Source organism: Chitinispirillales bacterium ANBcel5 (assembly GCA_029688955.1).
GTDB classification, from domain to species: domain Bacteria; phylum Fibrobacterota; class Chitinivibrionia; order Chitinivibrionales; family Chitinispirillaceae; genus Cellulosispirillum; species Cellulosispirillum alkaliphilum.
In genome coordinates this window covers 1-24560 of record JARUKZ010000019.1, presented here as the reverse complement: position 1 = coordinate 24560, position 24560 = coordinate 1, and the positions used below count along the sequence as shown (strand labels likewise).

General features: G+C 41.3%; 23 protein-coding genes. 12 read left to right on the top strand and 11 right to left on the bottom strand.

Translation table 11 applies throughout. The features are described 5' to 3' along the window. The first annotated feature begins 393 nt into the window (after nt 1–393). The 4 genes from QA601_11365 to QA601_11350 all read left to right on the top strand — a co-directional run bounded on the left by QA601_11365 (nt 394) and on the right by QA601_11350 (nt 4523). A complete protein-coding gene (locus QA601_11365) occupies nt 394–2049 on the top strand; it encodes a diphosphate--fructose-6-phosphate 1-phosphotransferase (protein ID MDG5815682.1) in 1656 nt (551 codons plus the stop codon). Nucleotides 2050–2257: 208 nt separating this feature from the next. After that, a complete protein-coding gene (locus QA601_11360) occupies nt 2258–2626 on the top strand; it encodes a cupin domain-containing protein (protein ID MDG5815681.1) in 369 nt (122 codons plus the stop codon). Nucleotides 2627–2835: 209 nt separating this feature from the next. Next, the gene (locus tag QA601_11355) at nt 2836–3474 is read left to right on the top strand and encodes an HAD hydrolase-like protein (GenBank protein MDG5815680.1); all 639 of its coding nucleotides are present in this window, start codon (nt 2836–2838) and stop codon (nt 3472–3474) included. A 221-nt stretch (nt 3475–3695) separates the two neighbouring features. Then, a complete protein-coding gene (locus QA601_11350) occupies nt 3696–4523 on the top strand; it encodes a hypothetical protein (protein MDG5815679.1) in 828 nt (275 codons plus the stop codon). A 27-nt stretch (nt 4524–4550) separates the two neighbouring features. On the opposite strand, the gene QA601_11345 is transcribed toward QA601_11350, so the two are convergent. The 4 genes from QA601_11345 to QA601_11330 all read right to left on the bottom strand — a co-directional run bounded on the left by QA601_11345 (nt 4551) and on the right by QA601_11330 (nt 9153). Then, on the bottom strand, nt 4551–5402 hold the full coding sequence (locus QA601_11345) for a TIGR02147 family protein (protein ID MDG5815678.1): 852 nt from the start codon (nt 5400–5402) through the stop codon (nt 4551–4553). Nucleotides 5403–5637: 235 nt separating this feature from the next. Further along, the gene (locus QA601_11340) at nt 5638–7425 is read right to left on the bottom strand and encodes a hypothetical protein (GenBank protein ID MDG5815677.1); all 1788 of its coding nucleotides are present in this window, start codon (nt 7423–7425) and stop codon (nt 5638–5640) included. A 15-nt stretch (nt 7426–7440) separates the two neighbouring features. Then, nucleotides 7441–7764 carry a hypothetical protein gene (locus QA601_11335; protein ID MDG5815676.1) on the bottom strand — a complete coding sequence of 108 codons (324 nt, stop codon included), beginning with the start codon at nt 7762–7764 and terminating at the stop codon, nt 7441–7443. Between the two features lie 168 nt (nt 7765–7932). Further along, nucleotides 7933–9153 carry a carboxypeptidase-like regulatory domain-containing protein gene (locus tag QA601_11330; GenBank protein ID MDG5815675.1) on the bottom strand — a complete coding sequence of 407 codons (1221 nt, stop codon included), beginning with the start codon at nt 9151–9153 and terminating at the stop codon, nt 7933–7935. A 446-nt stretch (nt 9154–9599) separates the two neighbouring features. Here QA601_11330 and QA601_11325 point away from each other — a divergent pair, with 446 nt between their 5' ends. From QA601_11325 to QA601_11310, 4 genes are all read left to right on the top strand, one after another. Continuing rightward, nucleotides 9600–9884, top strand: coding sequence for a hypothetical protein (locus tag QA601_11325; GenBank protein ID MDG5815674.1), 285 nt, complete (start codon nt 9600–9602; stop codon nt 9882–9884). Nucleotides 9885–9993: 109 nt separating this feature from the next. Continuing rightward, nucleotides 9994–11313 (top strand): ATP-binding protein, encoded by a 1320-nt coding sequence (locus QA601_11320; protein MDG5815673.1) that lies wholly within the window; start codon nt 9994–9996, stop codon nt 11311–11313. A gap of 39 nt (nt 11314–11352) precedes the next feature. Next, nucleotides 11353–12666, top strand: coding sequence for a sigma-54 dependent transcriptional regulator (locus tag QA601_11315; GenBank protein ID MDG5815672.1), 1314 nt, complete (start codon nt 11353–11355; stop codon nt 12664–12666). 206 nt (nt 12667–12872) lie between these two features. Then, the gene (locus QA601_11310; protein MDG5815671.1) at nt 12873–15038 is read left to right on the top strand and encodes a glycoside hydrolase family 3 N-terminal domain-containing protein; all 2166 of its coding nucleotides are present in this window, start codon (nt 12873–12875) and stop codon (nt 15036–15038) included. A gap of 29 nt (nt 15039–15067) precedes the next feature. On the opposite strand, the gene QA601_11305 is transcribed toward QA601_11310, so the two are convergent. Genes QA601_11305 through QA601_11290 form a run of 4 tightly spaced genes read right to left on the bottom strand, consistent with a single transcriptional unit; the run spans nt 15068 to nt 18143 of the window. Then, nucleotides 15068–16045 (bottom strand): ATP-grasp domain-containing protein, encoded by a 978-nt coding sequence (locus QA601_11305; GenBank protein ID MDG5815670.1) that lies wholly within the window; start codon nt 16043–16045, stop codon nt 15068–15070. Beyond that, nucleotides 16038–16979 carry a pyridoxal-phosphate dependent enzyme gene (locus tag QA601_11300; GenBank protein ID MDG5815669.1) on the bottom strand — a complete coding sequence of 314 codons (942 nt, stop codon included), beginning with the start codon at nt 16977–16979 and terminating at the stop codon, nt 16038–16040. Before QA601_11300 ends, QA601_11305 begins: the two co-directional genes overlap by 8 nt. Continuing rightward, the gene (locus QA601_11295) at nt 16969–17499 is read right to left on the bottom strand and encodes a GNAT family protein (protein ID MDG5815668.1); all 531 of its coding nucleotides are present in this window, start codon (nt 17497–17499) and stop codon (nt 16969–16971) included. Before QA601_11295 ends, QA601_11300 begins: the two co-directional genes overlap by 11 nt. Before the next feature lie 38 nt (nt 17500–17537). Next, entirely contained in the window at nt 17538–18143 is a 606-nt protein-coding gene (locus QA601_11290) for a sugar transferase (protein MDG5815667.1), read from the bottom strand. A 382-nt stretch (nt 18144–18525) separates the two neighbouring features. Here QA601_11290 and QA601_11285 point away from each other — a divergent pair, with 382 nt between their 5' ends. Beyond that, nucleotides 18526–18924: a hypothetical protein gene (locus QA601_11285; GenBank protein ID MDG5815666.1), complete on the top strand. Its 399-nt coding sequence runs from the start codon at nt 18526–18528 to the stop codon at nt 18922–18924. A gap of 117 nt (nt 18925–19041) precedes the next feature. On the opposite strand, the gene QA601_11280 is transcribed toward QA601_11285, so the two are convergent. Continuing rightward, entirely contained in the window at nt 19042–19806 is a 765-nt protein-coding gene (locus tag QA601_11280) for a hypothetical protein (protein ID MDG5815665.1), read from the bottom strand. Between the two features lie 198 nt (nt 19807–20004). Here QA601_11280 and QA601_11275 point away from each other — a divergent pair, with 198 nt between their 5' ends. Further along, nucleotides 20005–21006, top strand: coding sequence for a nucleoid-associated protein (locus QA601_11275; GenBank protein MDG5815664.1), 1002 nt, complete (start codon nt 20005–20007; stop codon nt 21004–21006). Here the strand turns inward: QA601_11275 and QA601_11270 are convergent. Next, complete coding sequence (locus QA601_11270) at nt 20990–21676, bottom strand: DUF998 domain-containing protein (GenBank protein ID MDG5815663.1); 687 nt, start codon at nt 21674–21676, stop codon at nt 20990–20992. The genes QA601_11275 and QA601_11270 overlap by 17 nt on opposite strands. 170 nt (nt 21677–21846) lie before the next feature. Between QA601_11270 and QA601_11265 the strand changes: the two genes are divergently transcribed. Together QA601_11265 and QA601_11260 are read left to right on the top strand one after the other, a co-directional pair. Next, nucleotides 21847–22284: a four helix bundle suffix domain-containing protein gene (locus QA601_11265; GenBank protein MDG5815662.1), complete on the top strand. Its 438-nt coding sequence runs from the start codon at nt 21847–21849 to the stop codon at nt 22282–22284. A gap of 261 nt (nt 22285–22545) precedes the next feature. Next, nucleotides 22546–22944 (top strand): hypothetical protein, encoded by a 399-nt coding sequence (locus tag QA601_11260; GenBank protein ID MDG5815661.1) that lies wholly within the window; start codon nt 22546–22548, stop codon nt 22942–22944. Between the two features lie 56 nt (nt 22945–23000). On the opposite strand, the gene QA601_11255 is transcribed toward QA601_11260, so the two are convergent. Further along, a complete protein-coding gene (locus tag QA601_11255) occupies nt 23001–23153 on the bottom strand; it encodes a hypothetical protein (GenBank protein ID MDG5815660.1) in 153 nt (50 codons plus the stop codon). Nucleotides 23154–24560: the final 1407 nt, after the last annotated feature.

Genomic DNA, 24560 nt, shown 5'->3' with positions numbered 1-24560 from the left:
CATTAATGATAGTGGTTATCAATATGATGTAAGATAGTATTTAATTATTCACCAACCAAGTGGAAAAACTCAACTCAGTGGCTGTAAAAGTGAAGGTTTGTGAAATGTTGTGTAAGTAAAATAGCTGTAAAACAAGAAACGGGAAGTGATTAGGGTAGTGATGCTGTTTAGAGTGGCTGCAAGCTTAGCCATAATGTTGACTGTAGTAGCTGTAGTTCATAAGGCATTCGGTGATAAATCTTACATCATACTTTTTTATTTTAAAACATCCGTATAAAAAATTATTGCCTTTGATTTTGTCCTGAAAAAGCGTATTTTCTTATGTTTTAATTTTCTGGTACTATAGGAATATTATTACTGTATATATAACCTTAAAGAAAAGGAAGAATAATAATGTCCAAATCAATTTCTCCGCTTCAGAGCGCACGTGCAGCGTATAAGCCAAAATTGCCCAAGGTGTTGGCAGAGCATGGAAGTGCAGTGAACGCGTCAGTTGGTGATCCAACCGAGTCTGTTGGTGATCAGGCTGAAGTTAAGGAGCTTTTTCCCAATACTTACGGGCTTCCGGTGGTGAATTTTGATGCTCCTGCTCAGGGGAAGATTGGTGCTTTGAAAGTTGGGGTGATTCTTTCTGGTGGGCAGGCTCCCGGTGGTCACAATGTTATAGCAGGCCTTTATGATGGGCTCAATAAAATAGACAGCGGCAGCGAGTTATTTGGTTTTCTTGGTGGTCCTAGCGGTCTAATTGATAATGAGTATGTAAAATTTGATGACGAATTGATTGGTCGTTTCAGAAATACCGGTGGTTTTGATATTATTGGTTCGGGAAGAACTAAGCTTGAAACTGAAGAGCAGTTTGATAAGGTAATTGAAAACTGTAAAACACTTGGTATTACTGCTTTGGTTGTGATTGGTGGTGATGATTCCAACACAAACGCCTGTATGCTTGCGGAGTACTGTTTGAAAAAAGAGAGCGGGATTCAGGTTATTGGGTGTCCTAAAACAATTGACGGTGATCTTAAGAATGAATGGATTGAAGCTTCATTTGGGTTTGATACTGCGACAAAAGTGTACTCTGAGCTTATCGGAAATATTCAGCGCGACGCAAACTCTGCCAAAAAGTATTGGCATTTCATTAAGTTGATGGGTAGGAGCGCTTCTCATATTGCTCTTGAGTGTGCGCTTAAAACACATCCTAACGTTACAATTATCAGTGAAGAAGTAGCGGAGAAGAAGAAAACACTGCGTGAAATCGTTACCGAAATTGCTACCATTGTTAAAAAGCGTGCTGACGCGGGTAAGAATTTTGGTATAGCGTTAATACCAGAAGGATTAATAGAGTTTGTACCAGAGATGAAAAAGCTTATTAGTGAACTCAATGATCTTCTTGCTGAGAATGCTACTTATTTTGACAGCTTGCTTGATGATGATAAGTTTCAGTTTGTGAACAGTAAGCTTGGTGCAGATACATCACATGTATTTTCAAGTCTTCCCCAATCTATCCAGTATCAGCTTCTTGCAGACCGTGATCCTCACGGCAACGTACAGGTGTCACGCATCGAGACAGAAAAGCTTCTTATCGATATGGTTAGTGATCTGCTTCGTGAGTGGAAAGTAAAGGGAAATTTCAGCGGCAAGTTCAACGCTCTTAACCACTTCTTTGGCTATGAAGGACGCTGCGCAGCACCTTCCAACTTTGATGCTGATTACTGCTACAGTCTTGGCTATACCGCGTCAGCTTTGATTGGTGCGGGAAAAACCGGTTATCTCTCTTCTGTTCGCAATCTTACAGAGCCTGCAGATCAGTGGATCGCCGGAGGTATTCCTCTTACAATGATGATGAATCTTGAGCGTCGCCATGGTAAGGACAAACCGGTTATCAAAAAGGCATTGGTTGAGTTACATGGAAAGCCATTCCATGAATATGCTTATAACCGTGAAGCATGGGCTCTTGAGGATGACTATATCTATCCGGGACCGATTCAGTATTTCGGTCCCTCGGAAGTGTGCGATATTACTACCGACACTATTCAGTTAGAAAAAAAATAGAGCGCCGTAGCGCTTCTGTTGTACAATTGGGCGCCGCAACAAACACTGTTTGCGGCGCTTTTTTTAGTGCCTCACCAAAGATGTAAAAGCGAGAGTTCGTCCGGAGCTGCTTTTTCACTTCAAACAGTTTTAACCCTCCTGACGTTGGATCTGATTTTGCTGCTTACCTTACCTAACATTTGTGCAGTCAAATTTAAAGGTGGTTACAATGGCAGAACTAATTAAAAAGAGTTTTGAAAGCCCCGAGAAAATTGAGGAATATCCCGGCCTTAAGTCTGAGCTGGTTAATATCGGTGGTATTGAGGTATACAGAATGACCTTCAAGCCCGGGTGGAGTTGGGTTGAGTCGATTGGTTCTCAGAGCTGTGACTCTGAGCACATTATCTGGGTGGTGCTTTCCGGGCGCTTTGCAGTAAGAATGAATGATGGAACAACACAGGAATTCAAATCAGGTGATATTGCTACCATACCTCCGGGGCATACTTCCTGGGTTATCGGGGAGGAATCCGTGGTGGCATTGGATATCGAAAAAGAGGGGATCGATAAAACCCTTTTAGCTTCTCTGCTTGAGGATTAACTACTTATCTCATCTAGAAGATACCCGTTGTTGCAAATTGGTGTTTTCAATTTTAAAATCATACCCGAAACCTTTTTTCATTGGTTGGAATGTTTTGTGTTTCTGCACTTTGTTTCTGAGATACATGTGGTTTCAGGGCCATTCAAACTGAAAAATTTTATATATTTAGAACAGATGGATACTAAAGAATTCAAAGGGAATTACCTTATATGAGACAATTTGATCACCTAATATGGGATTGGAATGGAACGATTGTAGATGATAGCCGGTTGTGTCTCACCATTCTTAATGAACAGCTAACCTTTAGGGGAAGAAAAGAATTAAGCCTTGATTATTACCGGGAAAATTTCTGTTTCCCTCTTAGTAAGTTTTACCAGGATCTTGGCCTTGCTGCCTGCACCGATGAATTCAGTGAATGTAACAAGATTTTTCATAAGGAATACAACAAGCGGCGCATAAACTGCAAAATCCATGATGGTGTGCTTACTGTTCTGGATAAATTTATTACCAATGGAGGTGCACACTCAGTTCTTAGCGCCTATGCTGAATCGTACCTTAAAGAGATGGTTGGTCAGCTGAAATTATCAGAGTATTTTGCTCATATTATTGGGCTCCAAAACATAGATGGGGCTTCGAAAGTAGATCCAGGTCACCAGTTGATGGAGCGGCTTGGGTTAAAACCTTCCAGGGTAGCTTTTATTGGAGACAGTGTCCACGATTATGAGGTAGCCAGTGCTATTGGGGTGCAATGTTTTCTGATAGCGAAGGGGCACCAAAGCAGAAAACAGCTTGAAAGCTGTAAGGCGGTGGTACTTGATTCTCACCAGGAGCTCCTTTCCTATATCTGATACCATTTAGTAATCCATAAAATGGCTCAAGCGGCTCATTTTTACCGTTTGGTGGTGATTTCGAACATTGTTATTTAGAGACCGAGTGATCCAGAAACCATATCATCGCTAAACGACATAAAGTACTTTATAGGTATTCGAAGGAAATACCCTCAAATGGGTACTATAGCCATTTTTAACTTACTAACTAAATGTACCTATAAATAAGCAAGCACATGGATATGTTCAATCGGAATTTTGCAATAATAGTTAATACACTAATCGTCTTATGCCTGCTTACATGTGCTGAGAATAGTGGAGTTGCCGGAGGTGCTGGAGCTGGTAATCCAGTAACAATCAGTATGGTCATGAAAGGTGCACATGATAAGCAGTTAGAAGAAATGGCAAAAAGGAGCAGTAGCGAAATTCTAATCGAAGATTTTGAGAGAATGAGTTTGCGTGTTTCATCTGTTTATATTTCAGCAAGCAGGATTGGATTTCCGGAACCACGAATGAATTCTGAGTCTCAGGTGGCTTATGAAACTCCCATCAGCCTTAGGGGAGAATTTGTGTTTGATCTTCTGAGTGGAGAAACTGTTACTGAGCCTATTACCTGCAAGCTTCCCTTTGGAAAATATGAATTTTTAGCTGCAGATCTCGCTCCTTTAGCTACTATGGGCAGTGATGCGAATATAGAATCAAATCATCTCTATAAAGAATACCAGATTATTATTCAGGGTGAAATTGATTATAAAGATACGTTACAGTCGATACAGTTTCTAATCAACAGTGATTCTACTGCTTATTTTTTCCCACCTACAGATCAAACTATTGATCTTGGTAGCAGAGACACTGTATCACTTACCGTTCAATTAGATGAAACAAAATGGCTGGATAGTATCAGTATTAGAAGTATTGTTGAAAAATCGCTTCTTAAAACTGATGGGAGCGGAAGATTGTACTTTACCGGAGACCCTTCAGAAACGGGCCCGGCCGCACAAAAAGCCAAAAGGATCATAACAAATATATTTAGTTCGGGTGTTTTGATTAAAGAACCGTATCGTCCTTAACTCTTTAAAACTGTGCAGGTTAGAAGATTAATTGTAATCTGAAGAGTTTTCTTTAGTTAAAGTGGAAATCGGAAAGAGTTGCGTGTTATATTGAAATACCCGCTCTGTGTTGTTGTCATTTGCAGCATATTCCAGAAGTTCATACCAGAACTCTTCTATACGTTTCTTTATCTCTTTATACCTCTTTTCAGAAAGACCAAGTGTAATTGAGCGAAAGTCCCTCTGGTCACGAGGAATTGTCTCAAGTGCTTCCTCTCCAAGTTTCATTACCTTTTTGTGATAGCGCTTTATTGCTACGGAAGCTATCTCTGATGGTGTGGTAACGGAATTAGTGGTTTTTTCCCAACGTTTAGAGTTCTTTTCTTTTCTAATAAGGTTAAGGTCGGAAAGGATCTGAAGTGCTTTTTTGACACTATTCTTTCTTACTGGTGGCTGAATTTTTGAGGCAATCCACTCCTCAGTTCCATCAAATTGGGGATGAGTGCAAAGCTCCCTCACCACAGGTATGAACCAGCTTGAAAAAAACTGATATTGGTGGTTTTCCAAGGTGTAATATTTCGCTCTTCGTCTATCACGGAGTATCTTTCGCAGCAGCAAATCCTTTTCATTCAGGTTCTTGGCGTGGTCAAAGGCTGCCAGAAGCACAAATCTTTCGGTGTCGGTATGACTCAAATTAGAAAATTGTGAAATTCGCCTAAGCGCTTCTGGTTTAGCTTTTATTCTTCTTGAAACTACTTGTTGAACCCAGTTTGGTGAACTTGCACCAGCTATTTCTGCTATTTTGCGCATAGAAAGTTCAGGACTTTTTTTCTTAAGCCATGTCACCAAATCATTAAGATAGCTGCGATAATCAAGGTAGTGGATTATATCTGGTTTCATTTGATTTATTTTTATCTATTTTGGGCAATTAGTGTTTATTCCTTAAAAATAATTGTGGCGCAAGATCTTTTGAAGTTGGTTGGGCGAAGAGGATAGGAAATGTTACAGTAATGAAGCGGAAGCAAGAAAAAGTAGGGCCATGGAGTATTGGTATTCCAATACTCCATGGCCCTGTTAGATACTACTCAGAAACATGTAACTAATGCTCGATCAAAGATTTTACACCATAGTTTATTCATTTAATTAGTACTGAAAATTTTCTATGGTTATTGTTTATTTTTTTTCTGGTATTAGTTTCATCACTGAAGCTTGCTACTGCAAGGTATGTCCCTGTAGCAACGGTCCTTCCTTTGCGATTTTTTAAATTCCAGAAAGCGCGATAGGCTTCTGAATTCTTTGTATGTTCCATAGTCCCAGAAAATACAACATTGCCCAAATGGTCGTATATGTCTAAGCGTATCTCGTTGTAATGATTATCTACTATAAACCCACGATAAATTGGAGAAAGTTCAAATAATATCGCTTTTTTGTATCCATAGTTATCATAATAAACCGGAGTGTGTTGATAATAAGGTATCGGAGCGACTTTTAGTTCCCACATCTCAGTGGCATCATCAATTTCAAGTTTTACTCTTTTATTGTTACTGTTCTGTTGGGAATTATCACTGTAGTCTTTCACCGCAGCCAGTGGGTTTATATAAATGGAATCTTCTTTCGAAGGAAGAACCGATGATGGTTCTCTTCCCTCTACTGTGAATAAATGTTGTTCACCAATTTGTCTTATAAATCTTAATACAAAGTTATACTCTTCAGGGGATTCGTTTCTTGTAGTGAACAGATTAAATGGCATGTCATGGGAAATATATTCGACTGGTTCGCTGAAAGTGACAATCAGTGTATCGGTAGATGAGCTGAGATGATCATTGTAAACTCCGTGTCTGTACTGCGCACTTGTTATTACAGGTGCAGCTCTGTCTATAACGGCAGAACTCACCCTTTGCTCATGATCAACATAACTGACAGTTACCATCATGGCTCCCGAGGTTTGATTTTTAACATCAAAACTAAAAGCACCCCTCAGATCCACATGCAGAGATCGCTCATCTATCAGGGTGAAATTATCTGAGGATATTGTTCCGGTTTCGTTACCTGATGTCCAGTGAAAAGTCATACTAAAATCATTCGGATTGACACTCTTATCAAAATAAACAATTGCTCTGTCCACTTCACCATCTGTATTGACATCAAAGTAGGCAGCAGAATCAATCTGTGGAGGCACCGAAATCAAACCAAGCCTGACTTCTCTGTTATCGGGGTGCACACCTGCATTGTCTTTTCCGTCAACTACTCCACCATTGGGATGAAATCTCAGGAAATCACCCCTCTGAGGAGAATTCTCTCCCGCATCCTCTACAATAACTTTTACTACATCATTATTGTCGCTTTGTAGAATGACATCCAAGACCAAAATGGGTACTTCTGTATCGTCAAAATCCTTTCTGAGCAGAAGTGTCTGGCCTACAAGGGATTCCTGTAAAACCGGTTCAGTAAAGGTGAGAATTAATGTATCTGTCCCTGCAGTGTTTTTTTCTTTTACACTGGCTGCTTTAATAAGTGGTCCCACACTGTCTATAATAGAAAAAAAAGTAACCTGTTTTGAATCAGAGGCATCGAAAGGATTTGAAGCATAATGTGCACCTAATAATCTGTTCTCAGCAAAGGTGGTAATCTCTTCGGGAAAAGGTGTTGTAAATATTGCAGTAAGTTTGTTTGGCTCCAGGGGATCAAAGATTATTTCTGTGCCACTCGCAACTCTTCTGTCTTCGCCTGGTCGTCCCGGCCAGTTTAATTCAAGAGAATCGGGGATGTTTTCAGCTGTTAATTCCTGTTCATAGTAAACTTCCATACGATCTACACTTCCGTAACCATTATCAGCAAAGACATTTCCATGGCTGATTGGAATAAGGACAGATTCAAAATAGATGTTACTTCTAAGGTCAGACTCCATAGAATTTATCGACAATCAAATCTCAAGGACTCAGCTTCTGGCTGTTTTAAGAAGCAGAAACTGAGTGCCGGGAACTAGCGCTGAAGAGCTACTAGTGGGGTCAGGGGGATGAGAGAGTACCTGAGTTTTTCCGGGCGGTAGTTCTGTATAAACTGGGGGAGATGCAGAGGGAAAAAAAAGTTCAACTTCATTTTGTTCACCGCGATCGGTGTTATCAATGACAAAACCGGGGTACTCAACATTTGTCTGTGACCATATAAACCCCTCGTTATTAAACCGCACACCACCAAGTCTCCATGGTAATGCTGTGTTGTTTGCTATTTCCACCTGTAGTCCATCAGAGGAAAAACTCATGTTCACCTCGGCAATAACCAAATCGCATAAACAAAGAATGGGAACAAAAAAATAAATTGTCCGGCTGAATAGGCTTTTTTTTATTCTGCTCGACATAAGGACTCCCATATTTAGTGTTTGTCATAATTGAATTTGAAATTATGAATCAATACTTTAAGTCAATTATTGTTATCTAACAGTATAAGGTAACATTTGGTTAATAACTTCTCCGTCCATAGATATCCTTAGCATAAGGATCCCGCTGGCAATTTCAGAGGGCAAGGGAATAGTTACATCACTATGGTTAATCCAAGTGGAGAATAATTTACGTCCATTTATAGAAAATAATTCAACTTTGGTGTTATGGCTTTCTATTCCTGATACTTTCAATCCATCAAGGGTTAGAACTGTATTTATTCTGCTATTGTGTTTTGTGAATTGTCTTGAAGTAGAAGTGGGTGAGGTCGGTCGCAGTCTCATGTCGAAATGTACTTGAGTGGTGTCACTCTCAAGCTCAATATCTATATCATCAGCTCTCCATATTTCACATTTTATCTCTACACGACCGATATCGTATTCACTTGGTATAAAAGGAATTGTAAACACTCCATAGGTAAGTTCCCTTGAAACCATAACAGTTCTATCAACACCTCTGCTACCAAACCTAAGTGCAACATAGGCATCTTCATGAAGCTCAATGACCTCTCCACCCTCATCGGTTACGCTTACTTTCAGGGCTTTCCAGGGACCATCACTTTCTTCAAGCTCGAAATGAAGTGTATCAGTTTCAGTTGTGGTAATGGTACAAATTACACTTTTAACTTTAATGTTTTCGCTATATACATTCACACTGTATACTTCTGAAACCATTTGATCACCATGCCACATACCCAAAGAATAAGTTACTCCAAAATAGGCATCGGCAGAACTCATCTGCTGCTCGGCAACTACCGTGATTCCTTCCATCGGTTTACCATCATGATTTTGTACTGAAACATATACTCCACCATGACTCACGGGAGTCATTTTCAAATTAATCGTTGTGTCTCTTAGAAGCAGAAAGTTTGGTGAACCTGTGCTGTTATAATAATCATGACTGAATAAGGCACCGTAGATATCATTTTCATCAGCAGAAATTTCCAGCCCATCAATCTCATAAGCACCACCGCTATCGGTATTCACCCATGTTACATTTTTCCATGATATGTTCATACCCCCGCCACTTTCTGTTGCTCTCTGCCCTCTTCGAATAATTACCCGTGCCCCCGCGATCGGTTCTCCGCTTTCTATGTCGGTGACAGTTCCGGAGACTGTATAGGTACCATCCTGAGTCAGGTTTGATTCTTCACTGTTTACAATGGTTGATAACAAAGTGAAAGTAATGAGGCTTAATGCAATGAGTATTTTCATGTAATCTCCTTTTAAAATAGTGCCGCCGTAAAACAGAAATACAGATTACAAATCATATTTTTCAATAGAGAAAAGCTTGAATTTGTGTTTAGTAGTTAATATATACAATTTTTAAAGCAAAGTGAACAAAAAATTATAAATTAAAATACAAAACGTTTTAAAAAAGACGCATATACAGCACAAAAAAGCGATAAACTCAGCAATTGTGAACAAATTAAAAAGGCACTAAAACAGCTATTGTCGGATAATTAAGTGGTGCAAAGTGTGCAAAAAATGCTCACTGTTTTAAATACCGCGCAAAAATTGCACACCCTTTTTGTTGATTTACTAGTTGTGTAGCTATGGCACATAAGTTGCGTTATCAGGAGTAGCGATCATCAAGGAATCGCAGTTTTTCTAAATAACCTATCCACACAGTTGGATAATAATTGTAAAGGAGGTCTTTTATGATCAGAAAAACAATCAAGGGTGTAACGATGCTTCTTTTGTCAGCAGGACTTATTATGACTGTGCCTATCTCTGCTCAGGCCAACACAACCTGTACCGCTCCTGGAGAAGGCCCCAGGGATGGTTCCGGAATGGGAAAGGGGTTACGTGATGGAGGTGGCCAAGGGCAGCGTGATGGTCAGGGGCATGGTCCGCGAAGAGGGCTGGGAAGTGGTGCCCGTGATGGCAGTGGGGAGAGGCAAGGCAATCAACATGGATCGCGCAACCAGCAGGGATCGCGATGATTTTTTTTAATTAGTTTATTTTACAATGTTATCATCCGCAGAAACGTATATTATTGTATGTTTCTGTCAGGATGATAACAACTTCTAAAATAACTTAAGGTTTTTGTAAGTGTTTTTTATACCTTTGAAAGAAAAAATCTACAGCACGTTTTTAATTCTTCTTGTCTTACTCATTGCAATTTTTCTTTATCTTCAACATCTCAATTCACTTACTATAGAACGCAAGATTACTTCAGGGGAAGCTTCTGCTGTAATTGGTGCGGTTAGTGCAGGTATAAATGTACACGCCAGACAAAGTACTCAGTATATTGAGGGAAGGCTTCAGGAATTTTTAGAACAATTAGTAAACACCTCAACTGCAGCATCGATAGCTCTTGCAGGAGGTAACGGAGAGATCTTTATGAGTGCTGGAGATCACTCTTTGCTTCAGAATGGTTACGAGTGGACAAACGTTGAGAGTGAGGATTCTTGGAGCCCGATTTCTGGTCACATTCGTTTCTATAAGCTTATAGAGCAGATACCAGAGCTGGTGGGGCAAGGACGAAACCGCCGTAGTCGTGAGCAGTGGGTTGATTTGCCTTCAGGTCCTTTCAAGGTAGTTGTAGCAATAGATGCTTCTGAATTTAATTCAAGAACCACCATTGCCAATCAGCGATTTGGGGTGACGTTGTTGAGTTTGGCTGTTATTACTTTTTTATCTGCATTAGCTCTACGTTTTAGAAACAGACGACGTAATCTTGAAGAGCAGCTTTGGAAAGCAAAGGAAACTACACGGCAAATGAAACAGCTTGCTCAATTAGGCGCTGGGCTTGCTCATGAAACCAAAAACCCTCTGGCTATTGTTCGTGGTTTGCTTCAGTCTTTGGCAGATTCAGCACAAATGGGTGGAGAAAATCGAGATGATGTTAACATGGCAATCGATGAAGTAGACAGAACCGTAGGGAGAATAAATACCTTTCTTCAATTTGCACGTCCTCTGAAACCTTCCATGGAAAAAATAGCAATTTTACCGGTATTATCTGAAGTAACAGGTTTGTTGCGTATGGAAGCAAATCATGGAGTTACTATTGAATCTAATTGTTGTGATCCTGAACTTTTTGTACGTGCAGACAAGGACATGTTACGGAGGGTGTTGTTTAATTTGGGACTTAACGCTCTTAAAGCTACTGCTTCGGGTGGAAAATTATCTTTTCAGGCAAACAAAACAGGTGCAGAAGTCGAATTAAACATTACTGATACAGGAAAGGGTATAGCGTCTGAAGATCTTCCTCATATTACCGAACCTTATTTTACCCGAAGCAAAAACGGAAGCGGTTTGGGATTGGCAATAGTTCAGAGAATTGCCTCATCCCATGGATGGCAGATGAAGATTATTTCTGAGCAGGGCAGTGGGACTATGGTTACATTGAGAAATATTGAGCTGGCATAACACAAATACATATAACGGCACTACTGTAGAATAATATTAATGGATAATTCAAAGAAAAGTATAATAGCGGTAATAGATGATGATAAAGCACAGCGGAAACTAATCACAAGTGCCCTTGCGGATGCTGGTTACTGTACCTTGTCCGGGCAAAGCGGAGAAGAGGCTCTTGAACTTGCTTCCAAATGTCACCTTATGCTTTTGGACGTAAGATTGCCTGGCATGTCTGGACTTGAAGCTATGCAGAAGATTTTACAGGTTCACAGTTCCCTTCCAATAATTATCCTTACAGCATACATTGATCTTCGTGATGCTGTTTGTGCTATTCGGGCTGGAGCACGTGATTATCTTGAAAAACCTGTTGATTTGGATGAACTGATTGCTGGTGTTGATGATATACTTGTAGTACCGGACGCGACAAAAAAACAGCGCGATGATCTGAAACTTTCTTCAGCAATTGTAGCTGAGAGTGAGGCTATGCGCAGGGTTTTTATTCAGGCAATGAGAGCAGCTAACTGTGATGCACCAGTATTACTTTTGGGCGAAAGTGGTGTAGGTAAGGATGTGGTAGCAGAGTATATTCATCGTACCAGCAGACGTTCCAATAAACCCTTTGTTCGGGTAAACTGTGGAGCTTTGCCATCAGCACTTATCGAAAGTGAATTGTTTGGGCACGAAAAAGGAGCTTTTACCGGAGCTGCTTCGGCTCGTCAGGGACGCTTTGAGGAAGCAGGTGAAGGAACAATTTTTCTCGATGAACTTGGTGAGTTGGACCTTTCACTACAACCCAAACTTTTACATGTACTTGAAAACGGTTTTTTTCGACGTGTAGGTGGTAGTGGTGATTTTAAAACAGATGCACGGGTGATTACAGCCACCAATCGTTCTCTCGAAGAAGCTGTACAGAGTGGATGTTTTCGCCAGGATCTCTATTACAGGGTTAATGTCCTTACCATCGTCATACCACCTCTGCGGGAGCGCCAGGATGATATCCTACCCCTGGCAGAAAAACTACTGTACTCTAAAAAACTACGCCTCTCACCGGCTGCTCAGCGTATCTTCATGAACTACAACTGGCCGGGAAATCTAAGAGAATTGCGCAATGCTTTGGAACGTGCTTCAATTATGGTGAACGGACCTGTTATTTTGCCGGAACACCTCCCGCCACAGCTTCAACGTGCACCTGCTCTACAGAGAAACGGAAGTGTTTTGGTCGGAGATATGCAAACAATTCAAAGAGAGGCTATTGCTGAAGCGCTGAGGCAAACTGGTGGAAATAAAACTAGAGCAGCGCAAATCCTCAATATTAGCAGACGTAATTTACTGTACAAAATAAGAGAGTATGGTTTTAAATAGGTACGCTATTTAACATTTAACCACGTTGATGTATCCTCATGTATTTAATCCAACCAAATCATGGATAATTAGATTCCCTCTACGTTGGGGTATCGTTTAAATCAATAAATAAATTAAGGCAATAAATATCACCCCAATTCTTCTTCGGGTAAAATTATTTTATTAGATGAAAGTTCCCTACTAATCTCCAAACAAACGGATCATATATGGAAAACTGTGCACTGTACCTGAATACAAATCTCAGCCCTGAACAACGCGCCGATAACCTTCTTTCTGTGATGACTTTGGAGGAGAAGGTAGGGCAGATGGTGCAGCTTGATGGAAGAGAGAATATTGATAAAGTTATAGAGGAGCAGAATCCCGGTTCTGTGCTTCATGTGCTAAACGAACAGGCCGCGCATGTGCAGAAACTTGCCCTGAAATCACGTCTTGGCATTCCACTTATTCTTGGTATTGATGCCATTCATGGGCACTCCTTTCATAAGGGTGCAACTATTTTTCCCACTCAACTTGGACTCTCCTGTAGCTGGAACCCTGAGCTGATCGAGAACGTGGGGCGAATAACCGCTGTCGAGCTAAGTTATACTGGAATGCACTGGACCTTTTCTCCCGTTCTTTGTTTAGCAAGAGATGGTCGGTGGGGTAGAACAGGGGAGACTTTCGGTGAAGATCCTTTGCTTGTTGGAGAGTTTGCTTCTGCTCTTATAAAGGGATATCAGGGTGATGGGATTTCAGATTTAAGAGCTGTCGCTGCATGCGCAAAGCATTATGCGGGGTACTCCGAAACAAGGGGTGGTTTTGATGCATCGGAAGCGGATTTATCACTGAGAAAATTAAACTCCTTTTTCCTTCCTCCATTTGAACGTGCGGCAAAAGAGGGGTGCGCTACATTTATGACTGCGTATCAGGCGATTGATGGCACTCCCTGTGCTGCAAACAAACACCTTATGACAGAAAAGCTGGTTGACCAGTGGGGGTTTGACGGCTTTGTAGTTACCGATTGGGATTGTGTTGGTCGGATGCATGAAGAACAGTTTGTGGCCCAAACAATGAAAGAGGCTGTTATACAGGCTGTACATGCCGGTAATGATATGATTATGGCTACACCTGCATTTTATCAAACTGCGATAGATGCAGTGCGGGAAGGAGCCCTTAGTGAGGCGCTGATCGACAGAGCCGTAAGAAGAATTCTTCTTACAAAATTTAAAATGGGTCTCTTTGAAGATCCAAGATTCCCGGATCCTTCAGGAGCTAAAACTGTTATTGGGTGCAATGATCACCGTGAAGTGGCGCTTAATAGTGCAAGAGAATCGGTTGTTTTGCTCAAAAATGATAATGATTACCTTCCGCTCAGCAGAAACAGTGTGGGAAAAATTGCTGTTATTGGGCCCAATGCCGACGATATCCTGGCACAGCTTGGAGATTGGTCTCTTGGCTCTGGACAGACGCAAAAAGGAACGCATCCAAGAGAGAGTGTTGTTACACTCCTCGATGGAATTGAAGAATACATGGGAGAGCAGTCGGTTAAGTATATAAAGGGATGCTCTTTAACTGAAGATGATGCGCCCCAAACAGAGCAGGTGCTTGATGCCGTCAATGATTCCGATCTTACAGTCCTTGTTCTGGGAGATCATCTTAAGTACATAGGAGAGCTTAAGAGTACGGCGACACTGGAACTTATGGGAAGGCAAGCAGAGCTGCTGGAAACTATCATGTCTACCGGTAAGCCCGTTATTATCGTTCTGATAAACAGTAAGCCCCTTGTTTTGCCAGAAGCTGCGTTAAGGGCCAACGCTATACTCACAGCCTTTAACCCCGGGATGCTAGGGGGTAGGGCGATAGCAGATATTCTGTTTGGAACGGTAAATCCTTGCGGTAAACTCACCATCTCCTGGCCATCTCATGCAGGCCAACTCCCGCTTTACTACAATAACGTGCCTGGTCAGCATGGAAAAGATTACGCGGACCTCTCTTCAGACCCACTTTTTCCATTTGGTTATGGTTTATCGTACAGCGAATTTTCGTATAAAGCCATGACGTGCAGCAAAGAAAAGTTTAACTCTGATGACACCGTTGAAGTTACTGTGGAAGTTGCAAACGAATCTAAGTGTTTGGGTTCCGAAATCGTACAGTTATATGTAACCGATCTGTTTACCTCGGTAACATGGCCACGAAAAACACTCAAACGGTATCGTAAAATAACTCTCAACCCTAACGAGACAAAAAAGGTAGTGTTCACTCTAAACTCCAACGATTTCGCGCTTTGTGATTCACAGTGCAGATGGGTTGTGGAGCCTGGAGAGTTTCTTATCAGAGTGGGGAGCAGTTCAAGAGATGAGGATCTTTTGGAGAAGAAAATTGTATTTGGCTAATGTGCTAAATGGGGGGTAATTGGTACCCCTCATTTATTAGTTATAATTTTTACCTCATTATACTTCATCATGCAAACACCTTCATCATAGTTACCAATGACATTCTCATTTGCAACACCATTTGCGTTATTGATTATCATGTGAGGTATATTTACTCCAGCCTCATATGCATGCGGATACCCTCCCCCAAACCGAGGGTTAACTTCAGAGAAATAATACTCGCCGTTTTTTTCAAAAAGATCGATATCTATAATTCCTTTAAACTTTGCTTTTTTTACAAAACTAATGATTAGATCAAACAATCGTTCCTCTTTAATTGAAACGGACTTATCCGTTTCTCCTGCTCTCATTTTAATTTTCTCTTTGGCAAAGAGAGCAACGGGTTCATCTGAAATCATATCAATGTAGACATCAATACCATATTCAACACCTCCCATGAATTCCTGAATCATCAGATTATCGTAGCGTTCGAACAGGTTTTCTACCTCTTTTTTAGAGCTAACTTTGTTAATGTTTATACTTGCGCTTCCCCTTACCGGTTTAACAAAAACCGGATATTCAATAGTTCCGGCCTCTACATCCTGGTAAAACAGCGATCGGTTAGTATAGCTTTTTATGCTCTTGAATCCATTTTTAACCAAAAATTCATAAAACCTGTACTTATCAAAGCACATTTCAACTACTTCATAATCCGAAATGACAGGGACTGTTCCTATTTCAAGAAACCTCTCCCTGTTTTTACCCAACAAGCTAAGTTCAGGATCAATGAGAGAAAAAACTGATTTAATAGTGTTCTCTTTGCAAATGGACAAAATTACATCCAGGTACTTTTCACTATTCATTTCCGGAACAATGAAATGTTTATCTGCATCATAGAGAGCGGGTGCAAGTTCACTGCAATCGGTTGCTATTATCTTACCTCTATTACCTAAAGCTTTTTTAAAGTATTGTACAATTTTATTCCTTGTACCACAGCTTAAAACCAATATGTTTAGTGAATCATTCATTTTCCGCTACTTCTCCCAAATCATTAAAAAACAGTGGTGTTCCACCAGTATGGATAAACAAAACTGTTTTCCCTGTAATTTGATTTTTTTCAACATAGTTTTGCATTCCCCAAAATCCTTTTCCGGTATAGGTAGTGTCTAAAGGAATACCTTCTTCTGTTAATACCGTTTTTATTGTCAAAAGGATTTCGTTGTTGTACCTGCCATATCCATCGAGCACATAATCATCTATAAAGTTAACTAAGTCTGATTTAGCACACTCTTTTTCAATGCTTTTCAGATAGCTATTAACACTGTCAAAAATTACCTGTTCACCATAAGGATTTTTACGGGCACAACTTATACCTATAATACTTTTTTTGTCTTTATTGATTATTTTTCCACATATAAGACCTGCCTGAGTTGTCCCTGTACCCGAGGTATGAAATATATAGTCAAAGCAGAGATCGTTATCCGATTCATACTCTTGAATCTCTTTATAGGCTTCAACATAAGCTTTGGTACCGATATTTCCATGCCCTCCACCTTCAATAAAATACGGCTTATACCCTTCACACTTTAATTTATCCAAAGTCTGATTAATAGTAACACTTACCTGGGAAATATGACAGTGCACTATCTGAGCACCAAACAATTTCAACATTGTACTGTTATATGTACTTTTGTCCGTTTGGATTGGCGATATAATGACACACCGTAACCCTTTGGATGCTGCCATGTTTGCAACAATTCTGCAATGGTTTGAACTGCTGCTTCCATACGTAACAACGCAATCGCATTGTTGTTTTTGCAATTCTTCAAAGAACAGCAGTGCTTTTCGTGCTTTATTCCCACCAAATGAAAATGGAATCAAATCATCTCTTTTAATGAAAACTGCATTTTTATTGATTTTATGTTTAAGCTTTTGGATAGGTGTTGCCGTATCAATTTGCATTGCTATTATTCCTGTTGCTGATATACTCTTCTATGTATAAGCCATAAGCAAATCTATCAATTTTTCTTCCATTTTTGATAAGGTCTTCTCTCAGTAAGCCTTCCCTGATAAAGCCAATTCGTTCAAAAAGTTTTTGCGCTGACGTGTTATCCACTTCGGTATAAAGATAGATCTTGTTTAAACCAAATGAGTTGTAACTTTCTTTGATCAAGAGATCTGATGCTTCCGTCGCAATCCCTTTGCCTTTGAACTTCTTTTCACCAAGTGTAACGTAATATTCAGCTTTTCTGTTTACTTTATCTATGTTGAGAAGACCAATTAAGCCAGCAGGCTCGCCATTGCAGGTAATTGTATAATCCGCTCTTCTTGTACTGTTTTTAATCGAGTTAAACCATACAAGCGTTTTATCTTCCCTCAGTGGTAAATCGTAATGAAGATACTTATTGTTCTCACAATCATTTATCCACTTCACTTTATAAGGAATATCCTGTTCGATGAACTTTCTTATCCTGATTTCCATATTGTACCTTGATTCAAGCAAGTTGATTGTGAATACTTTTACTGAGCAGTATAAATGTTTTCTCTGAGAAAAACCTTTTTCGCCGTTTTAAACAGGATTTTGATGTCCAGCCAATAATTATACTGAGTAATGTATTCTATATCGATAGCAATTCTTTTTTCCCATGGTACCGAATTCCTTACAGTGACCTGAGTAAGCCCCGTTATTCCCGGTTTAACCTCAAATCTTTTACGGTGGCTTTCAGGGTACTCCTCATACCTGTATGGATGGTGTGGTAATGGTGGTCGTGGTCCAACCAGACTCATATCACCAATAAATACATTCCAGAGCTGAGGAAGTTCATCCATGCTCGTTGCTCTGAGCAGCTTGCCTACTCTGGTTATTCTGGAATCATTTTCAGCAACAAATATCCCCTTACCGATAGTAACAGCATTATCGCACATGGTTCTAAACTTGTATATTGTGAATTCTTTGCCATTTTTGCCCAGTCGTTTTTGTTTGAAGATAACAGGGCCGTGTGAATCTAACTTGATTAGTATAGAGATAATTATAAAAACTGGCAGCAGACTTGCTAATAGTAACAAGGATGAAACTTTGTCGAAAAATAGTTTTATCTGATACTGCAATCTATTACGTAAGATCATAACTTTTAAGCCTTTTTGTATAAAACAAGAACAAAAATTTGGGGTGTCCTGATTTTATAATAATGACGGCATCATTTAAAGATAAATTAATGACTTACCCCCAATTTAGTCCACTGGCACTGTTTGGGGCTTATTTGGTAGCAGAAGCAGGCATTTTAATGTACTCTTTTAAATACCAGGTGAGCCCATGAGGGGTGAGCAAAATGCACTGACGGTTTGTTCAGGGGGATATTGATGCAAAAACCATAGTAGCTGTGTTTTCTTTATGGTAATGCGATTAAATAAAGGAGTGACAATATTTTCACTTCTCAGTGTTAATATGAACTAATCGGTAATACCCAAAACAAAATCGTCACTGAGTAACTGTTAGGAAAGGTTAAAAATGTCAGCACAGGAATCAATAGCCCAGGGAATCAGTATGGCTATACGTCACCCGGAGTCAGGAGTGGTGTTGTTGGCCAGAACTTTTGCAAATAGCTTTAAAGGAGCACCGTGGATCACACGTGAAATGAAATTAAAATTTTGCATCTTGTTTTTGGGTAATATCATCGATAAAAACATCGAAAAAAGTATTGATCGGGATCTTGCTGAAAAGGTCCTTGGAAAGTCGATCCACTTTGGTATAAGACTGCTGAAGCGCGAACCGGAAAGAGGCCTAAGGATGCTTGTCGCACTGATCATGCGCGAACTTCGTGAACGCCAGAAGTATTCGGAAGACGAATTGCAGAGGTTTTACGATGAAGTAATAGTTGTGTTCTTTCCCGATGCCCCCGCGCTGTAATAAATCTTAGCAAGTAACGGCAATCAAAAAAAGGTCATAGCTGCTTGTGATTTCTTCGCAACACCCCCGCAAAACTAAACCATTCATTACAAACGTTTCCAGCAGCAGGGAAGAATGTCAGCGGGGTAATGCTCTGTTTTTAAAGGCATGGTATATCACGTAGATCAAAAGGACACCTGCAGAAATCAGTGCTGTGAGCGTAATGGAATTAGTAACCCCTGCCTGCCTGACCGCTATAGCCACCAATCCCCACACTCCAACCAATGCAGCTTCACGCATATTTCTTTTGTAGGTTAGTGTTAAGTAGACCAGAGTGCTTACCCCTATGAGCAACACTGCCCATGCTATAGACAACGTCTCTCCATCTATATTCAGGCTTACCAGAAAAACCGTTAGGTTTAATCCTGTGGCCAAAATTACCCACCCACAATAGATAGTAACCGGCCACCATACAAAAAAGATTATGTGACGGGGTGCGTCCCACATCTCAAGATTTAAATTAATCACCAGTTTAAAGAGAGAAAAAAGCAGAACAACTATCAAAATCAGGGAAAGGAACAGCAATTCATTGATCCACACTATTACCCAGAGTGCATTTGCGATATTAGCCATGGCAAACCATGTGCTGGTCTGATCAATCACTTCTGAACTTTTGCTTTTAAGCCAGTCGTACCACTGATAGCCGGTAAAAAGAATAAGCATCACATAGATAAGTCCCCAAATAGAGAACGCATAACCAGCCGGAGTGATCAGGGTGTCGTATTGCGCACTTACATCACCTACTGTTTGGGGGCCGATAAGTTCTGTATTGGACAGGTAGTTAATCAGTAGTGCGACTACCAGAGTTACCGAACTCAAAATTAATAGATGTAGTTGTTTCACCCATTGCTTTCTTTGCTAAAGGTGTTAATTGTAGTTTTCAATAAAGTGTGGTGTAAAAATACCCCGCTCGTACTTTGAAAAAAAGCAAAAAGTATGCAATAACTCTAAACCGGGACGGTGCTGTTTTTTCACACCACCCCAAGTGTTATTTTTACTAGCTTTGAAAGGCTCACAATCAATTCAGGAGAAGCTGTATAAATGATTACATTGTCTGCAGATCAACTTGCATCATTGAGTATTACCCGCTTCATTTTCCATGTCGTTCATCACGGTGAAGATGAACCGACGTTTTTTGATGAACTGGAGATTGGTGACTTCGAGGATTTTTTTCTGGATAGAGCCAGGTGTATTCTTAAAGGCAGCTCATATGAGTTTAATCCCCAGTCTCAGGTAAGAGAACACCTGGAGGCAATAGGAAATGAGTCATATCTTTTTGTGGACCGTTCCAGGCAGCTTGCGGTGAATTTTCACTCCCATGGGATCGATGATAAGAGGATAAAAAAGGGGGTGATGATACTGATGGAACTAAAGGCGTTGGGAAAAGAGTTCTTCGCGATCATCAAATATGAACATGAACAGGTTTTGAGATATCGTAATGATGGCAAAAAGGTGATGCTTGAAAATGTGATGGATACCTTTACCAAATCACCCGATGCCATGCAAAAGGCCGCTCTTATCGATATGTCAGAGGAAACGCCGGTGGTGATGGTGCTTGATAGAAATGTAAAGGACGGTATTTCGGGCTTTTTTCAGGGCTTTTTAAATGTTCGTCGCAAAAAGAACCAAAAAGAACTTACAGAATCTTTGTGGAATGTGGTTAAAGACACATCTAAAAAGCATCTTGATGAGCTTCCGCCGGAATTTGTAGGTGATGTACAGCAGCGAACAGAGGAGTTTGTTCAGAGTAGGGATAATTTTGATGATAGTGAGTTTTTCGATGAAGTCTTTGCGGGGTATGCCAATGATGAACTACGTGACACCTACAGAAGTTGTCTCAAAAATGCCGAAATTGAAGATGAGCCATTCTATCTGGACAAGCAGGCTTCTAACGGATCAAAAAAGCGCAAACTCAAAACCGCTGAAGGGATAACGGTCTATTTTTCTGAAAAAGCACTCTCAACGATGCAGGTAAGCTACGGAAAAAACGGTGAAAAGGATGTGCTGATCATCGAATCAGAGAGAATCAGGGAGGAGATGTAAACCCACGGTGTTGAGTAGTGAGTAGCTTTATTGCTGTAACGGTCAGATAGGAGGTTCCGCTGATAATACTCACTCTCTGAAAAAGACCGGCATAATCGACCAGAAATGGTACTTGCTGATACCCAATATACGCAAGAATGAAAAAGAGTACGATACTGATTGCAGAGGCAGTGGAATAAACTGCCCACATCTTTAGTTCACCCTTTATGTATTCCTTAGCTGCTACCAGGCAGGCAAGGGTAAAAGAAGCCATCAGTAACAAAGAAAAAAGGTTATGCAAATGCCCGGAGATTGTGTATTGTGCAAGTTTCAGTGGCTCTGATGGCGGGTAGCCATAAATTGGATCACTGGGAAACAGTCCTGTGCCAATTAAGCCGACCCCTGCAGTGACGAGAAGAAAAGAGAGCAGGCGGTGTTTATCGAAAATTCGTGTTGCGGCAACTCTAAACCCTACTGAAAACAGCAGAATCAACACACCTGTGATAACGAAGGAAAGTATCTGTATCCAGCCATATTCACCGATGGCAAGTGAGCTGACCGGAAAGCGCAATCCATCATAGTCCTCTCTGAGAAGCCCCTGAACAATAAACATAATCACGAAAAAACATGAGCCTGCAGGCCCGCAAAGAAGCAACAAATTTAAGGGTTGGTTTTTCGGTTGCTTATCCATCTGCTTTCCCTCTGTCTGTGCAGTACCTTCTCTTTTTTAACCCGGCCTGCTTTCTGAGTGACTTAGTACGTAAACTACTTGTGCGATGAGGTGAATAATACTGTATACATCTCAGAAGGAAGGTATGTCAAAGTTTTTGTGAAAGGAAGACGATAGAGAGACTAACGTTTTTGTCCCGCGATCCCTCGGGGTGTGAGGTTTATTTTCCATCCATCTTTACGATGACACCTGCAGCTGTATCGTCATTTCCGTCTATACCTGGACCAAACTTTTACTCCGAAAGAATGGCTGATGCAGTATTGGTCTTAATTGGAGTAGCATGTTCCCTCCTGGACCGTCAGGTCGACCGCCTTGCCAAAGACTTTTTAAATGAGGGTGGTTTTACCGAAAGACTCTATAAAATCAGAAGAGCCAAACGCAACCAGAAAAAACCTACTGTTCTTTTCTTTGAATTCCAAATTCCTAATTTTTCTTACGGGTCGCCCAAGGCGAAGTTGGCCACCCCCCAGCGACGCCAGGTGGCAAGTGACTGGTTCCTCACGGGGGCGCCAAGAAACGTACTTGCCCCGTGCAAGCGTGAAGGGGTCGGTGTTCATAGGGTAGGTTAAATTATATACAAAGATACAGTTCTTCCCACCCGGGATAATGGTTTAAGCGTCCCCCGAAAGATGTAACTCTGCCTCGGTTAATGTAACTCTGCCTCGGTTAGTCCTCAGAACAAGCAGATCCTTCCTGGCGCGCATTGCAGGTTCGGGTGTATTTGAGCACCTGAACAAACGCAGAAATTGTGAATATTCATCCTTAGAATGCGATAGAGGGGGTAGCCATCGAGCTCTAAGGGGCTGAAAACAGGAAAAAAACAGGAAAAAATGGCCTATAGAGGCAGCAAAGAGCATTTGTGCTGGTCCGACCCCAGAAAAATTTTAATGACTGAGAATCGGATATATCGGCAGGGGGATGGGGGAGGACACTCACGAGGGGGGAGCGTGGGGAGGCTTTGGTGGTGGGTATCGGGATCGGGATCGGAATCGGGATCGGAATCGGCATCGGAATCGGAATCGGAATCGGAATCGGAATCGGAATCGGAATCGGCATCGGCAATCGGCATCGGCATCGGCATCGGCAATCGGCAATCGGCAATCGGCAATCGGCAATCGGCAATCGGCAATCGGCAATCATCCTCACACTGTTCATGGGGTAGGAAACCCCATGCTAGAGCCGTAACCCCTTCGGGGTATTATATTGAAGGGACCGGGTTGTTATTGTAGAGTGAGGGATTGTGGAAAAGGAAGATGCCTTTCTTTCTCCTTTTCCTGCTCAAAACTCACGGCTCACGGCTCACAGCGTCCAAATTGGCACCCACTGCACCCGGAACTGCTCTGCGACCGTCGATTTGATCCGCGATACAGGTGGATTTGCCCGTACTGTCTTCGCTAATGACTCCCGGAAGAGCGATTAGCGCCCCTCGAGGTGTCATTTCTGATGTTTGAGCTTAATTTATAATAGAAACAGGTTATAAGAAATGGTACAGGAGAGCATTTTAAGCACATCTGAGATGGGCGGACCTATTAAGGACAGTGTCCCCGAGAGTTCCGCCCATGGGCGGACTTGTTCAGGACAGTGTCCGCGAGGGTTCCGCCCATGGGCGGAGATGTTCAGGACAGTGTCCGCAAGGGTTCCGCCCATGGGCGGAGATGTGCGGGACAGTGTCCGCAAGGGTTCCGCCCATCTCAGATGGCCATTATTTGCCATCCGTGACCGTACCCGGGCTGGCAGCAATGATTACCGAACTATTAAAAACCCCTGAAATCGGTACCTGAAGGGTCTGCCGGAACCATCTGTGACCCAAAAATGAGACCCTGTTTGGTTGGGAAGTCATCTTAAATGCTAAAACGGGTGTCAGAATTACCAATCCAATCACTACTCTTTCAAAACAGAAGCTACTGAACGAGTCCCCCTTCTCCCAGTGGGAGAAAGGGATAGTTGCTGAGAGCGGTAGCCGATGCACAGGGGTTGAGGTCCTGATGATTAAAAAAAGAAGATACCGTTGGCACTAAACGATACCTGCCTATACCAACGCCGGGAAACGTCGAGCGTTGAGCAGGAAAAGAAAAAGGAAAAGATGATCGATTCCTATTTTCTTCCACTTTCTTTCCCAGGTTAACCAAAAACTATCCGGATTTATAACGTTTTTGGTCAAAAATCTGTTCAATTGGCCTTAAAAGCGACTTAGCAACAAAAAAAGGGTTCTAATTTTCATTACTAAGTGACTTATGAGTGAAAAAACGAGTTGTGATATTCATTTCTAAGTGACTTAGGAGTGAAAAAACGAGTTGTAAGATTCATTTCTAAGTGACTTGGGAGTGAAAAAACGAGTTGTGATATTCATTTCTAAGTGACTTAGGAGTGAAATAAAGGGTTCTAATTTTCATTACTAAGTGACTTATGAATGAAAAAAAGGGTTCTAATTTTCATTACTCCTGCATATCCAAATACCACAAGAAAATGAGTTTTTCATTAGGTTGAAACGCCTCTCGGCTACGCTCAGGGCATGCTCGGGGAGCTGCTCGAACGGTTCAGGACATCTGCCTATATCAAACGCCTGGGAACGTCGATATAATACCCCAAAGGGGTTTTCTATATTAGCCCCAGGTTTCCTACCTGGGGAAATGTGGGACGGCAAGACCGCGAGACAAGAATTCCAATTTCCCTTCCCCCGCGATCATAGCCCAAGGGTCCCCCCAAACGGATCCTTTCACGCTTTCACCATTGACGCCCGGGGGTGACCCAATCCATCGCCTTTAGCCCCATAAAAATCCTTTTCCCACAAATCTCGATGGCATCAACGAATATCCCGCGCTTTCAGCGCTTGGGATCTTTATTC